Below are 14,268 nucleotides of genomic sequence, written 5' to 3'. Positions count from 1 at the left end.
TTTTAACATTCTTTTACCAAAAATAAGCTATTATTTCAAACATTATTAAATAAAAGGTTTTCAAGATGCGTATAAAATTACCACATATTCCTTATATCGCAAATAAAATGATGTTAGATATAGCTAATTCTTCTTTTGTAGAAATTAAAGATCAATTAGAAAAGCTTAAGGTATGTATAATAGAAGTTTTAGAGAAAGATATTCTAAATGAAAGAAAATTAGATGAAAGAGTAAAAGAGCTTTTAGAGCAACAAGAAGATGAAATGGAGCTTATGCAAGTAGATCGTAAAAATATGTTTTGGCTTGTGAAGAAAAAGTTAGCTCCTGAATTTAATGTGATTTTAGATTCTGAAGATAGACATAATCATCTAGCGCATCAAATTTTGGAAGAACTTGTAGAGAATGATTATATTAATTTTATAGTGAGTGAAAATAGAGTTAAAAATTTAATCTTTTCAAGCATAGAGTCTTATCTTAAAATTTATGAAAAACTTGAAGATGAGGTTTATGAGAAAATTAGCAATTATAAAACAAAACCTATTCCAGGTAGCGAAGAATACGATCTTATCTTTGAAAAACTCTATCAAGAAGAGCTTAGAAAAAAAGGTATGTTTTAATGAAGGCTTATATTTATTTAGAAAATGATATTTTTTTAAGTGCTAAGGCTTTTGGAAAGAGCGGTACTTTTTTTGGAGAGCTTGTATTTAACACTTCTTTAACAGGGTATCAAGAAATTATTTCAGATCCTTCTTATGCAGGGCAATTTATCGTATTTTCCATGCCAGAAATTGGTATAGTGGGAACCAATGAAAATGATAATGAAAGTAAGGAAATTTTTGCAAGTGGCGTTTTAATGCGTGAATTAAGTTCTAGTTTTTCAAATTTTCGTGCTAAAGAAAGTCTGCAAGATTATCTTGAAAAACATGGAAAAATAGGAATTTATGAACTTGATACGAGATATCTAGTAAAAATGATAAGAAATAATGGCAATTTAAGAGCTGTAATTTCAACTGAAATTTCAAATAAAGAAGATTTAAAAATCGCCTTAGAAAAATCAGCAAAAATTGATGAAGTAAATTTTGTAAAAGAAGTTAGCACTAAGAAAAATTATTCTCATAAACAAGGTGTTTGGGACGCTAGTTTTCAAAAATTTAATGATGCTAAAAGAAGTGAGAAAAAAGTTGCTGTTATAGACTATGGTGTTAAAACAAATATCCTAAATGAACTTGTAGAAGTAGGTTTTGAAGTAGAAGTTTATCCATATAATGTTAAAGCAGATGAGTTGATTACTCTGTATAAGAAAGGTGAAATTCAAGGCGTGTTTCTTTCTAATGGTCCAGGTGAGCCAAGGATTTTAAAACAAGAGATTGCAGAGATTAAAAAACTTGCAGAAGCTAAAATTCCTATGCTTGGAATTTGCTTAGGTCACCAGCTTTTAAGTAATGCTTTTGGATATGCAACTTATAAAATGAAATTTGGACAACATGGAGCAAATCATCCTGTGATCAATCTTGATACAAAAACGGTAGAAATTACCGCACAAAATCATAATTATAATGTTCCAGAAGAATTAGCTCAAGTGGCTCATATCACTCATAGAAATTTATTTGGCGACAATGTTGAAGGAGTAAGATATAAAGACTATCCTATTATTTCAGTCCAACATCACCCAGAAAGTTCTTCGGGTCCTCATGAAAGTAAGTACATTTTTAAAGAATTTATGAATTTGATGTGAGTATAGATTTTTTAGCTATTATCAGCGTTGCTTTTTTATCTAGTTTTGGACACTGCTATTCTATGTGCGGTGGTTTTAATTTACTTTTTATAAATTTGAATTTAAAAAGCAATAATTTATTTGTATTAACTTTTATTTATCATTTGTTTAGAATTTTTGCTTATATTGTTTTAGGGATAATTTTTGGGACTTTTGGGAATATCTTAGCAATCAATACTAAGGTTCAAAGTTTGTCATTTTTTATTCTTGGTATATTTATGATGATTTTGGGTTTTGCTCTTATTTTTAGAGGCAATATGTTATCTTTTATTGAAAATAATGTTTTTTTTGATAGTTTTGTAAAGAAAATTATTAAAAAATCTAAAAATTTTAAAGGAATAAAATCAGCCATATTTTTAGGATTTTCAAATGGTTTTGTTCCTTGTGGATTGGTGTATTTTTTTATAGCCAATGCAATGAGTAAGCAAAATATTTTTGAAGGTATTTTGGTAATGATGATTTTTGGAATATCAACTTTACCTGCGATGTTATTTTTTTCTAAAATTTCACAGTTTTTTAGTGATTTTTTGAAAAATTTGTTTAATTATTTATCGTATGGCATTATTGTTTGTTACGGTATAAATCTTGCCTATATAGGTTTTAAGGCTTTTCAATGAAAGATTTTTTTAAAGATCAGTTTTTTAAAGCTCTTGAAAAAAATACAATTTTTTCAAGAGCCGATGTGCAAGGAAATTTAATTTTTGTCAGTGATAAGCTTTGTCAAATAAGTGGATATAGCAAAAAAGAGCTTATAGGAAAAAAACATTCGATATTTAAACATCCAGATGTTGAGGAATGTTATGTTGAGAAGCTTTTAAAAGATCTTTCATATAAAAAGCCTTATCAGGTTATTTTTAAAAATATTGATAAATTAGGCAAAACCTTCTATCTTGAAACTTTATTAATCCCCATATTGGATAAAAATAATGAATTAATAGAAATAGTAGCACTTTCTCATGATGTCAGTAATTCTTTTAAGCTTAATGAAGAGCTTGCTCTAAATCACGCTAAATTAAGAGAATTAAGTATTAATCTTGAAAATACGGTTAAAAACCACCAACAAGAATTTATACAGTTAGGTAAAAAATTTGAGAAAAAAATGCAAATTGCCTTGGAAAAAAATGAAAAAGATATTAAAATAGCATATGAAGAGATTTTGAAATCTTCATTAGAGCAAATAATTAGTGATATAGCACATCAATGGAGACAACCGTTAAATGAGCTTGGTATTGCCATGTTTCAAATGAAACAAAATCTTAAAGATGAAAAAGGATTTGCTGAAATTTATTCACAATCAAAAGATATGATTAAAAATATGTCAGAAACAATTGATGTGTTTAGAACTTTGTTTAACAAAGGAGTAGAGCAGTGTGTATTTATAAAAGAGACTTTAAATAAAGCCTTAGAAATTGCTTTTGAAACTATAGAAAAAAATCATGTAAATATTAATATTGTTTCGAAAAGTGATTATGAAGTTTTGGCGTATGAGAATGGTTTAATAAGAGTTTTTCTTAATTTAATTTTAAATTCAATAGAGGCATTTAAAAACAAAAAAAGGAAAATTATAACAATAAATTTTTCAAAATTTGGAAAAAATTATCTGAAAATTACAATAAAAGATAATGCTGGTGGGATTGATAAAGAAAATTTAGATAAAATTTTTCAACCTTATTTTACAACAAAACATCCCAGTCAGGGTATAGGAGTAGGACTTTATATAAGTAGACAAATTATTGAAAGTTTCCAAGGAAAAATAAAAGTTAAGAATGGAAAAGATGGGGCTTGTTTTGAGATATTTTTAAAACTAAAAGAGAGGGTAGAGCAGAAATGTCACAAGAATGTAAAGAATTGATAATATTAGTAGTTGAAGATGAAATTAAGACTAGAGAATCAATGATTAATATATTAAGCGAACGTTTTAGTAAAGTAATCGGAGCTCAAAATGGAGATGAGGGGCTTAAAAAATTTAAAAAATTTAAGCCGGATTTAGTTATCACAGATATTGCTATGCCTATTATGGATGGGCTTGATATGGCAAGAGAGATTAAAGAAATTTCAGATGATGTTCCAATTGTTGTTCTTAGTGCGTATTCAGAAAAAGAGAGACTTTTGCGTTCTATTGATATTGGTATAGATAAATATTTGATCAAACCTGTTGATATAGAAGAGTTGTTTAAAGTTTTAGATTATCTGATAGGCGAAAAAATTGAAGCAAATATGCTTGTAAAAATTTCTGAAGAATATCAATTTAACAAAACTAAACGAACTTTGATTTACAATGGTGAAGAAATTGTTTTAACTAAAAAAGAATTGGCTTTTATTTCTTTGCTTTTAAAGCAACCTGGGGCTTTGGTTTTGCATGAAGATATTAAGAAAAATGTTTGGATAGGTGAACATGTGAGTGATACTGCTGTTCGAACATTTATAAAAAGAGTAAGAGATAAAGTGGGTGAAGATTTTATAAAAAATGTGCCAAGTTTAGGTTATAAGATAAATATCAATAAATAAGACTGATTTTGCCTTAAAATATAAAGCATAACAAATGATTAACAAAATTATCATTTTTAAGAAAAAATGTATAATTAATATTCTATAATATTCTCTTGTTATCAAAAATTTTAAGGAGAAAGTCGATGCATCCAGGTAATGTATTAAATTACGACTATACGGTTGCAAGATATTTTATGTTTGCGACCATATTGTTCGGCATTGTTGGTATGGCTATAGGAACTCTTATAGCTTTTCAAATGGCATATCCTAATTTAAATTATTTAGCAGGAGAATATGCCACTTTTTCAAGACTTAGACCACTTCATACTTCAGGTGTGATTTTTGGTTTTATGCTTTCAGGGATTTGGGCAACTTGGTATTATATAGGTCAGCGTGTTCTTAAAGTGAGTATGGCTGAGTCAAGATTTTTAATGGCTGTTGGTAAGCTTCATTTTTGGCTTTATATGCTTACTATGGTTTTAGCTGTTATATCTTTGTTTATGGGTGTGACTACATCTAAAGAATATGCAGAGCTTGAGTGGCCTTTAGATATTCTTGTTGTTCTTGTTTGGGTTTTATGGGGTGTAAGTATTTTTGGACTTATTGGAATTCGCCGTGAAAAAACCCTTTATATTTCTCTATGGTATTATATAGCTACATTTTTAGGTATAGCTATGCTTTATCTTTTTAACAACATGGAAGTACCAACTTATTTTGTTACTGGAATGGGTAAATGGTGGCATAGTGTATCAATGTATGCAGGAACAAATGATGCTTTAGTACAATGGTGGTATGGACATAATGCTGTGGCATTTGTATTTACTGTGGGTATTATTGCTCAAATTTATTACTTCTTGCCAAAAGAAAGTGGTCAGCCGATTTTCTCTTATAAACTCTCTTTATTTGCATTTTGGGGCTTAATGTTTGTTTATCTTTGGGCAGGTGGTCACCATTTGATTTATTCAACTGTACCTGATTGGATGCAAACTATGGGTTCGGTTTTCTCTGTAGTATTGATTTTACCTTCTTGGGGTTCAGCGATTAATATCTTGCTTACTATGAAAGGTGAGTGGAGTCAGCTTCGCGAGAGTCCGTTGATTAAATTTATGATTTTGGCATCAACTTTCTATATGTTCTCAACACTTGAAGGGCCAATTCTTTCAATTAAATCTGTTAATGCTTTAGCACACTTTACAGATTGGATTCCAGGACATGTTCATGATGGAACATTAGGTTGGGTAGGATTTATGACTATGGCTGCGCTTTATCATATGACTCCTAGAGTTTTCAAAAGAGAGCTTTATAGCAAATCTTTAATGGAAGCTCAATTTTGGATCCAAACCACAGGCATAGTTCTTTATTTTGCTTCAATGTGGATTGCGGGTATTACTCAAGGTATGATGTGGAGAGCGACAGATGAGTATGGTAACTTGCTTTATAGCTTTATTGATACTGTTGTGGCTATTGTTCCTTATTATTGGATTAGAGCGATTGGTGGATTGTTGTATCTTATCGGTTTCTTTATGTTTACTTATAATATTTACAAAACAATTGCTTGTGGAAGAGTGCTTGATAAAGAACCAAAAAGCGCTTCGCCTATGGCAGCATAAAAAGGAGAAAATATGTTTAGTTGGTTAGAAAAAAATCCATTCTTTTTTGCTGTAGCTGTTTTTGTAGTGATTGCTTATGCAGGCATAGTTGAAGTTTTACCAAATTTTGCAGAAAATGCAAGACCAATTGAAGGTAAAAAACCTTATACGGTTTTACAACTTGCAGGGCGTGCAGTATATATTAAAGATAGTTGTAATGCTTGTCATTCACAGCTTATTCGTCCATTTAAATCAGAAACAGATCGTTATGGTATGTATTCTGTAAGTGGTGAATTTGCTTATGATAGACCTTTTCTTTGGGGCTCAAAAAGAACAGGACCTGATCTTGCTCGTGTAGGAAATTATAGAACAGCTGATTGGCATGAAAATCATATGTGGGATCCTACTTCTGTTGTTCCAGATTCTATTATGCCTTCATATAAGCATATGTTTAAAAATAATGCAGATATTGAAACTGCTTATGCTGAGGCTTTAACTGTGAAAAAAGTTTTCAATGTTCCTTATGATACAGAAAATGGAACAAAACTTGGTTCTTGGGAGGATGCACAAGCTGAAGTAAAAGCTGAAGCTCAGGCTATAGTTGATCAAATGAAAAATCAAGAAGTAAAAGATGCTTTTGCTAAAGGTGAAATCAAAGAAATAGTTGCTTTGATCGCTTATTTAAATAGTTTAAAGTAAGATGATGGAACATTTATCAATAGTTTTTGATGTGATTAAAAATTTAATCACATTTGATTTAGCAACAGTTCAAAAACATGAGTGGGAGATTTTCCAAGGTTATGGTTTTTTTGCACTCGTGATGTTTTTGTCAATAGTATTATATGCGTATTGGTATCATTTATATAGAACAGAAAAAAAAGGTGAGAGAAATTATGAAAATTATGCAAACCTTGCCTTAAAAGATGATATTGATGATAGTGTATTAGAAAGTAAAAGGAGTGCTTAATGCAATGGTTAAATTTAGAAGATAATGTTAATCTCTTATCTTTAATTGGAGCTATTCTTATCATTTTAATCACACTAGTTATTGTGGGTAGAATGTTTAAGCAAATGAAAGAAAAAAAAGGCGAGTCAGAGCTTAGTGAACATAGTTGGGATGGAATAGGAGAGTATAAAAATGCTGTTCCTACTGGTTGGGCTGTGGTATTTTTCCTGACTATTGTTTGGGCTATTTGGTATTTTCTATGGGGATATCCTTTAAATTCTTTTTCAAGTATAGGTCAATACAATGAAGAAGTAGCAACTCATAATACAAAATTCGAAGAAAAATTTAAAAATTTATCTCCTGAAGATAAAATAGCAATGGGTCAAAATATCTTTTTAGTTCAGTGTTCAGCTTGTCATGGAATTACAGGCGATGGTATCAATGGTAAAGCTCAAAATTTAAATATTTGGGGTAGCGAAGAAGGTATAATCAATGTAATTAAACATGGTTCAAAAGGTATGAATTTTCCAGGTGGAGAAATGCTTGGTGCTGCTGATTTAGGTGTGGCAGAAGAAGATATCCCTGCTATTGCTGCTTATGTAGCAAAAGATCTTTCAGCTATTAAGAAAACTGCAAATGAAAATTTAGTAGCAAAAGGTAAAGAAGCTTATGCAACTTGTGCAGCATGCCATGGAGAAGATGGAAAAGGTCAAGATGGAATGTTCCCAGATCTTACAAAATACGGTTCTGCAGCTTTTGTAGTAGATGTTTTACATAGTGGTAAGGCTGGTTTTATAGGAACAATGCCGAGTTTTCCAACACTTAATGATATTCAAAAAGAAGCTGTTGGCGAGTATGTAATTTCTCTTTCAAGGGGTGAATGATGGAAAATAATAACAGATGCGTGCTTTCTCTTTCAGGTGTTACAGGTATGTTAATTGCTACGGTTTTGTTACTTGCTATCTTAGTAGTTTTAACTATTTGGGGTCTTAAAGCTCAGCAAGAAGTGATGCAAAAGCCATATAGTCTTAAAGATGTACAAAGTGTAAAGATGTTTGGTTCAAAAGAACAAGATCATAGAAGTATAAAGGAAGCACAATGAGTAAGGCTTTGGAATATTTAATTGTTATTGGTTTAGTTGCTGCTGCTGCAATCACCGCTTGGTCGGTTTTGACCGTAAATCATCTTCATATAGGATGAAAAAAATATTACAAGATGGCTTTTTTTTAGCCATCTTCTTCTTTGTTTTATTGCCTTCTAGGGTTTTTGCTCTTGATGCTGTACTTTTTAATGAAAATATTTTAAGTCAAAAAGTAAGTAATGAGATTAATCTTATAGGAAAAGAGCTTTACCAAAAAAGTAATATTTTTATCGGTGTTATGGTTGGTGATAAAACTGAAATTGAAACTTTATTAAATAAACAAAAAGAACTTCCCCAATCTTATATATTGCTTCTTTTGTCGAAAAATTCTCACAAAGTTGATATAGTGGGCTCAAAAGGTGCTTTAGCTTTGATTGATAAAGAAGCTGTGCTTAGTCCTTATCCTGGAACAGGATCTATTTTGCCGATATTAGCTACAAATAAAGGTGATATTTATAATGCTGCTATACTTAATGGTTATGCAGATATTGTAGATCGTATGGCAAAATCCTTGGGATTACAATTAGAACATTCTATAGGTAATGCAAATCGTGATACTATCAATATCTTAAGAATACTTATCTATGGATTTATTTGCTTTGCATTGTTATACTATGCACAAAGAAGAATAAAGAGGAAAAAAAATGTTAGAAACTAAAAAAAGTTTTTGGCCTTATGGTATTTTGCTTTCACTTTTGGCTATAATTATTGCTTGTATTGTAACGATTTTTATAGCAAGTCACCATCCTGTGTATGAGGATGATTTTTATTTTGACTCTTATCAAAATGTTGAAAATAATTACAATCAAATACAAAAACAACAAGTAAATTTTGATAAATTTTTTAAAGTAAATTTTCAAAATGATAAAATCACTTTTATTGGTAAAAGAAAAATTCCTAGTTATGAGGTGGATCAAAATTCCTATGTTGCAAATTTTAAAATTTCTGCATTGCAAAATATAAATTCTGATGATTTAAAAGTTCAAGCTCTTCTTACAAGACCATTCACTAAAAATTTTGATCAAAAGTTAGAAGGACAAGTTAAAAATGGAATTTTAAGTATCGCTTTACCTAAACTAGATAAAGGTAGATGGGAGCTTAAGCTAAAGTTTTATGCAAATCAAGAAACAGTGGGTTTTTTTAGCTACGAATTAAATGCTCAATGAAATTAAGAATTTTTAGTTCTTCAAGACAAATTAGAGAGTATTATAACCAAAAAAAACAGCAAAATGCCTTATTAGATAGTGCTATTCATATAGGTGAATTTTTAGATAAAGTTTGTTTGAGCAATTTTCATAAGGCAAGTTTTTATGAAAGCTTGCTTTTAATGCAAGAAGCTTGTCTAAAAAGTAAGGATTTAGAAAAAAAACTAGGAATTTCGGTAGAATTTTTTGCTTTTTTGAAAAATAACGAATATCTTTTTTCTTTTTTTAAAGAACTTAGTTTAGAAAAAAAAAGCATAGAAGATCTTAAAAACAATGATTATTATGCTACCTATAATGAACATTTGGAAATTTTAGATGAGGTATATAAGAATTATCTTGCTTTGCTTGAAAAGAATTCTTTTTATGATAATCTTTCTTTGCCTAAAAATTACACTCTTAATAAAGATTTTTTAGATGAGCATGAAGCTATAGTTTATGATTTGCAAGGTTTTTTGAGTAAATTTGAAGAAAATTTATTAAGTGAAATTTCTCAGATTAAAGAAGTGGTTTTAAGTTTTAAAACAAGTAAATTTAATCTTGAATATCTTTTAAAACTTGATTTTTTAAAAACATTTGATTTAAAAATAAACACTCATTATGAAATCAATCTTTCAAAACAAGAGATTTTAAAAGAAGAAATTTTTAAAACAAAAAATTCAAAAATTAAACTCAAATCTTTTGAATTAAGGGCTTTACAATGCGCCTTTGTTATGGATGAAATTTCACATTTTGTACGCAAAGGTTTAAAGCCTGAAAATATTGTAGTTATAACTCCAGATGAAAGTTTTTGTGAGTTTTTAAGACTTTTTGATAAAGACAATATGCTTAATTTTGCAAGTGGGATTAGTATTAAAGAAAGTTTGTTTTATCAAAAATTTCAAGCACTTTATGAAAGTGCTAGTAGTGCTTCTTTTGTTTATAAAAATCAAGAGGATTATTTTGAAGACACGCAGATGATTTTTGATTATCACAATACGCTTTTACATTCTTTAAAGCTTGATTTTATAGAGTTTAAAAAGTATTTTGATGAGAAATGTGATTTTGAATATTTTGAAAAATTACTTGCTTTGTTTTTAGAAAATGAAAAGCAAGAGCTTGTTTATTTGATACGAAAAGAACTTTATTTTATTAAAGATTTATTGAAAAATCAGTCTTTAACTCTTAAAGAGTTGATCCATCTTTTTTTCATGCAAATTTCACAACTTTCCCTTAGTGATGTAGGCGGAGGTAAGGTTACGGTAATGGGACTTTTAGAAAGTCGTGGGCTTTGTTTTGATGGGGTAATTTTGGTTGATTTTAATGAAGAATTTATTCCTAAAAGAAGTGTTAATGAACTTTTTTTAAACAATGAAGTGCGTAAAAAAGCAGGATTGATTAGCTATGATAGAAGAGAAAATTTACAAAGATTTTATTATGAAAGCTTGATGAAAAATGCTTTAGAAGTAAGTATTTGCTTTGTGGAAAATGAAGAAAAGAGCAAATCACGTTTTTTAGATGAACTTGATTTTGACTTTTTTTATGAAACTCATATCCATCAAAAAGCTTATCTTAATGCTTTAAAATTAGACTATGAGGGCATAAAACCTAATCTAACTCCTATAAAAGCTCCTATTTTAAAGCATAATCCTTTCGAGTTTGCACTTTCTTTTAGTCGTTTTAATTTATTGGAAAATCAAAAAAGAACTTATTATTATCGTTATATTTTAAATTTAGCAGAACCTAGGGTTTTAAGCGAGGAAAGCAAAGCGAAAAATCAAGGAAATTTCATCCATAAAATGCTTGAAATTTATTATAAAAATTATGCAAATAATGATTTTGATATAAAAGTTTTTGCAAATTTATTGGATAAAGAATATCAAAAATACAATATTAGCGAACTTGATCTTGAAGTATTTAAATTAAAATTTATACAATTTGCTAAAAATGAAAAAGAGCATTTTTCAAAAGGCTTTTATGTCGCACATACAGAGCTTGAGTTAAATAATATTTTAAAGCTCGGAACAGATAGTATAAAACTTAAGGGCACTATAGATCGTATCGATAGTTCAAAAGAAGGTAATTTGATCATTGATTATAAAAGTGGAAAAGTACCAAGCAATTCTTATCAACTTGCTTTTTACCAAGCCTTATATGATGAAAATGCAAACGTGGGTTTTTATGATTTAAATAGTATGCAAATATTACACCAAAAAGCTAAAGGTTTAGATGAACTAAGAGAAAGACTTAAAGACTTAGTTCTTATGAGCAAGGAAGAAATAGAGTTTGAAAATGAACAAGATGAGTACTGTCCTTATAAACTCATTTATAAAAAGGAATTAAAATGAGTCAATTTGAGCCTTTTTTGGCATTAGAAGCGAGCGCGGGAAGTGGAAAAACCTTTGCTTTGAGTGTGCGTTTTGTAGCGCTTATTTTAAAAGGGGCTAGGATTAATGAAATTTTAGCTTTAACTTTTACCAAAAAAGCTGCTAATGAAATGCAAAAAAGAATTATTGAGACTTTTTTAAATTTAGAAAAAGAAAATAAAACCAGTGAATGCAATGAACTTTGCAAGCTTTTAGGTAAAGATAAAGAAGAGCTTATTTCTTTAAGAGATGCTAAAAAAGAAGAATTTTTAAGAACAGAGTTAAAAATCAGTACTTTTGATGCTTTTTTCGGAAAAATTTTGCGTGTTTTTGCTTTAAATTTGGGCTTAAGTAGTGATTTTACAATGAGTGAAAAGAAGCTTGATGTAAGAGAGATTTTTTTAAAACTTCTTAAAAAAGATGAATTAAAAGATTTGGCTTATTATATTAATTTAGTTGATGAGAAAGAAAATTTTTTTAACGAGCTTGAAAAATTTTATGAGAATGCTTATTTTCAAAATCATCCTAAAATTCCAAATCCATCTAAAGCTTATATCAATAAAGCTTATAGTGAGTTAAGAAGTTATTGTTTGGGTCTTACTCATGTAAAAAATTATAAAAATTTGTGTGACAATTTTAAAAGCGAAGTTTTAGATTTATCCGTGTTTATGCAATCAAGCTTTATGACAAAATTTGAAAGTACAAAATATTTGCAAGATTTAGAAAGCACTAACTTGTATTTTAGCGCAAAAAGAATGGAGCTTATAAATGCTTTAAATACTTATGCTATAGAGCTTGAAAATTATAAAATTGCTAATTTAATGAATCTTTTAAATCATTATAGTGAAGCTAAAAATATATTTCATAAAGATAAAAATACCTTAAATTTCCAAGATGTGAGTAAAAAAGTTTATGAGTTAATAACCAGTGAATTTAAGGATATGATTTATTTTCGTTTAGATGGCTTTATTTCGCATTTACTTATTGATGAATTTCAAGATACAAGCGTGATCCAATATCAAATTTTACGCCCTTTGATCGCTGAGCTTGTTTCAGGAGAAGGGGCTAAGAAAAATCGCACTTTTTTTTATGTAGGAGATAAAAAACAAAGTATTTATCGCTTTCGTAAAGGAAAAAAAGAATTATTTGATTTGTTAAAACAAGAATTTAGTCAAATTAAAAGTGATAGTTTAAATACTAATTATCGTTCTAAAGAGCTTTTGGTTGATTTTGTTAATGAAACTTTTAAAGAAAAAATCAAAGATTATAAAGAGCAATTTGCCTTAGAAAGTAAAAAAGGCGGTTTTGTGCGTATTGTGGAATCTAAAGAACAAAAGGTTAAAAACCAAGCCCAAGAAATCAAGGAAAAGACTTTAGAAACTTTATTTGAGCAAATTAATTTTTTAAGATCTAAAAATATTTCTTATGATGATATTTGTATTTTGTGTTGGAAAAATAGCGATGCAGATATGGTTTTGGATTTTTTAAGAGAGCAAAAAATTCCCGCATTTACTCAAAGTAATGTTTTGCTTGAAAATAAAGCAAGCGTAAGACTTGTTTTAGAATATGCTAAATATTGTATTTTTGGCGATGAGTTTTACTTGGTATTTTTAAAAGAACTTTTAGGTTTTGAGCCCAGAAAAATCGCCCTTGATTTTTCAAAAAATGCTATGGAAAATGTACTTTTTTTAATAAAAGAATTAAAACTTGATTTAAATGATATCGCTTTAATGCAATTCATCGAATATGCTAAAACTAAGGAAAATTTTTTAAAACTTTTATTTGAGCCTTGTACTTTGAAAATAGTAAGCGAACAAAATATGGGTATTAGTATTATGAGTGTGCATAAATCTAAGGGTTTGGAATTTGATCATGTGATTTTGCTTGATAGTTTATCTAAAAACAATTCAAACAATGAAGACATTATGCTTGAATATGATATCAATCAAGGTTGGCAACTCCATATTAAAGATAAAATTCGAGAGCTTACTAAAGAGCCTATTTATACTCTTTTTAAAGAAAATATTACAAGAGCAAATTATGAAGATGATATTAATAAACTTTATGTGGCTTTTACAAGAGCTAAGGAAAGTTTGATCATCGTAAAAAGAAACGAAGAAAGTGTAAATGGAAATTATCCAAGTTATTTTAAGGGGGGATTTTTAAATATATATTCTCAAGAGAGAGGTTTTTTAGAAAGCAAAGAGCAAATTTTAAGTGTTAAAAAAGAAAGTATTCAAGCTTTACAAAAATTTGAAAAAATTAGCCCACAAGAAGTTCAAAGTGAAGAAAAGCTTGATAGTAAAGAGCTATATTTTGGAAATGCTTTTCACTTTTTTATGCAAAATTTAAAACTCCCTAAGGGTGAAAATTTTCAAATACTTACTCAAAGATGCAAGAGCAAATTTAGACATTTTTTGGATGAGAGTGATTTTGAAAAGCTTTTTAAAAGAATTGAAATTTTGCTTAAAAATATTCAATTTCAAAATTTGATTGGTGATGGAAAGCTTTTAAAAGAACAAGCTTTGAGTTTTAATGGAGAAATTAAACAATTAGACTTGCTTGCTTTAAAAGATGAAGAAGCTTTTATAATTGATTATAAAACAGGTCTTGCTATGCAAGATAAACATAAAGAGCAGGTAAGAACTTATAAGATCGCCATTAGTGAAATTTTGAAGAAAGATAAAGTACGTGCTTTTATAGTTTATTGTTTGGAAAATGAAATTCAAATTTTGGAAATATAAACTTTATTTTTACTTAAATTAAGTAAAAATTAATATT

At 28.8% G+C, this 14,268-nt stretch carries 15 protein-coding genes; all 15 read left to right on the top strand.

The genetic code is table 11. The features are described from left to right. Nucleotides 1-65 precede the first annotated feature (65 nt). Nucleotides 66-617 carry a DUF507 family protein gene (locus ELQ05_RS05745; RefSeq protein ID WP_002851269.1) on the top strand — a complete coding sequence of 184 codons (552 nt, stop codon included), beginning with the start codon at nucleotides 66-68 and terminating at the stop codon, nucleotides 615-617. Beyond that, entirely contained in the window at nucleotides 617-1,735 is a 1,119-nt protein-coding gene (carA, locus tag ELQ05_RS05740) for a glutamine-hydrolyzing carbamoyl-phosphate synthase small subunit (RefSeq protein WP_052785476.1), read from the top strand. The genes ELQ05_RS05745 and carA overlap by 1 nt, the downstream gene beginning before the upstream one ends. Then, nucleotides 1,732-2,391, top strand: a complete 660-nt coding sequence (locus tag ELQ05_RS05735) for a sulfite exporter TauE/SafE family protein (RefSeq protein WP_088303604.1) — start codon at nucleotides 1,732-1,734, stop codon at nucleotides 2,389-2,391. The genes carA and ELQ05_RS05735 overlap by 4 nt, the downstream gene beginning before the upstream one ends. Further along, nucleotides 2,388-3,626, top strand: coding sequence for a butyrate sensor histidiine kinase-like phosphatase BumS (bumS, locus tag ELQ05_RS05730; RefSeq protein ID WP_070300845.1), 1,239 nt, complete (start codon nucleotides 2,388-2,390; stop codon nucleotides 3,624-3,626). Before ELQ05_RS05735 ends, bumS begins: the two co-directional genes overlap by 4 nt. After that, entirely contained in the window at nucleotides 3,602-4,282 is a 681-nt protein-coding gene (gene bumR / locus ELQ05_RS05725) for a butyrate response regulator transcription factor BumR (RefSeq protein ID WP_070300843.1), read from the top strand. Before bumS ends, bumR begins: the two co-directional genes overlap by 25 nt. 125 nt (nucleotides 4,283-4,407) lie before the next feature. Beyond that, the gene (ccoN, locus tag ELQ05_RS05720; RefSeq protein WP_002851405.1) at nucleotides 4,408-5,874 is read left to right on the top strand and encodes a cytochrome-c oxidase, cbb3-type subunit I; all 1,467 of its coding nucleotides are present in this window, start codon (nucleotides 4,408-4,410) and stop codon (nucleotides 5,872-5,874) included. A 12-nt stretch (nucleotides 5,875-5,886) separates the two neighbouring features. Continuing rightward, on the top strand, nucleotides 5,887-6,552 hold the full coding sequence (gene ccoO / locus ELQ05_RS05715; protein ID WP_002855439.1) for a cytochrome-c oxidase, cbb3-type subunit II: 666 nt from the start codon (nucleotides 5,887-5,889) through the stop codon (nucleotides 6,550-6,552). 4 nt (nucleotides 6,553-6,556) lie between these two features. Next, a complete protein-coding gene (locus tag ELQ05_RS05710; RefSeq protein WP_002851307.1) occupies nucleotides 6,557-6,820 on the top strand; it encodes a cytochrome c oxidase, cbb3-type, CcoQ subunit in 264 nt (87 codons plus the stop codon). Beyond that, nucleotides 6,820-7,683, top strand: coding sequence for a cbb3-type cytochrome c oxidase N-terminal domain-containing protein (locus ELQ05_RS05705; RefSeq protein ID WP_002851306.1), 864 nt, complete (start codon nucleotides 6,820-6,822; stop codon nucleotides 7,681-7,683). The genes ELQ05_RS05710 and ELQ05_RS05705 overlap by 1 nt, the downstream gene beginning before the upstream one ends. After that, nucleotides 7,680-7,901, top strand: a complete 222-nt coding sequence (locus ELQ05_RS05700; protein ID WP_079861516.1) for a DUF4006 family protein — start codon at nucleotides 7,680-7,682, stop codon at nucleotides 7,899-7,901. The genes ELQ05_RS05705 and ELQ05_RS05700 overlap by 4 nt, the downstream gene beginning before the upstream one ends. After that, nucleotides 7,898-7,999, top strand: a complete 102-nt coding sequence (locus tag ELQ05_RS05695; protein ID WP_002868225.1) for a hypothetical protein — start codon at nucleotides 7,898-7,900, stop codon at nucleotides 7,997-7,999. The genes ELQ05_RS05700 and ELQ05_RS05695 overlap by 4 nt, the downstream gene beginning before the upstream one ends. After that, on the top strand, nucleotides 7,996-8,598 hold the full coding sequence (locus ELQ05_RS05690; RefSeq protein ID WP_070300839.1) for a hypothetical protein: 603 nt from the start codon (nucleotides 7,996-7,998) through the stop codon (nucleotides 8,596-8,598). Before ELQ05_RS05695 ends, ELQ05_RS05690 begins: the two co-directional genes overlap by 4 nt. Further along, nucleotides 8,585-9,106, top strand: a complete 522-nt coding sequence (locus tag ELQ05_RS05685; protein WP_002877447.1) for a FixH family protein — start codon at nucleotides 8,585-8,587, stop codon at nucleotides 9,104-9,106. The genes ELQ05_RS05690 and ELQ05_RS05685 overlap by 14 nt, the downstream gene beginning before the upstream one ends. Then, nucleotides 9,103-11,469 (top strand): PD-(D/E)XK nuclease family protein, encoded by a 2,367-nt coding sequence (locus ELQ05_RS05680; RefSeq protein ID WP_070316797.1) that lies wholly within the window; start codon nucleotides 9,103-9,105, stop codon nucleotides 11,467-11,469. Before ELQ05_RS05685 ends, ELQ05_RS05680 begins: the two co-directional genes overlap by 4 nt. Next, complete coding sequence (locus ELQ05_RS05675; RefSeq protein WP_070300834.1) at nucleotides 11,466-14,231, top strand: RecB-like helicase; 2,766 nt, start codon at nucleotides 11,466-11,468, stop codon at nucleotides 14,229-14,231. Before ELQ05_RS05680 ends, ELQ05_RS05675 begins: the two co-directional genes overlap by 4 nt. Nucleotides 14,232-14,268: the final 37 nt, after the last annotated feature.

Source organism: Campylobacter sp. US53 (genome assembly GCF_004378995.1).
GTDB classification, from domain to species: domain Bacteria; phylum Campylobacterota; class Campylobacteria; order Campylobacterales; family Campylobacteraceae; genus Campylobacter_D; species Campylobacter_D jejuni.
Note: the sequence above shows the minus strand (reverse complement) of the source record. Positions and strands in the feature narration are given on the sequence as shown.